This is a genomic window from Halomonas marinisediminis, from assembly GCF_004347715.1.
Classification (GTDB): Bacteria; Pseudomonadota; Gammaproteobacteria; order Pseudomonadales; family Halomonadaceae; genus Halomonas; species Halomonas icarae.
In genome coordinates this window covers 1-263 of the sequence record NZ_SLTR01000543.1, presented here as the reverse complement: position 1 = coordinate 263, position 263 = coordinate 1, and the positions used below count along the sequence as shown (strand labels likewise).

Below are 263 nucleotides of genomic sequence, written 5' to 3'. Positions count from 1 at the left end.
CGCCACCATCCGCCTCAACCGTCCCCGGCATCACAACCGCCTGGAAGCCGACGACCTCGGCGTGCTGCTCGAACTGTTCGATCGGGTCGAGGCCGACAAGGCGCTGCGCGTGCTGGTGCTGACCGGCACCGGGCGCACCTTCTCCTCCGGCTACGATCTCGGCTCGGTTGCCGAGCGCGCCGTGAGCGCAAACGAACAGCAGAGCGCGGGCTCGGCGTTCGAGGCCGTGGTCAATCGGCTGGAGGACATCGCGGTGCCGACGA

1 protein-coding gene is annotated in these 263 nt (G+C 69.2%); it reads left to right on the top strand.

Features of this window, described 5'->3' with window-relative positions; genetic code table 11:
* On the top strand, positions 1-263 hold a 263-nt coding region (locus tag E0702_RS17735; RefSeq protein WP_132045811.1), incomplete at both ends, for an enoyl-CoA hydratase/isomerase family protein.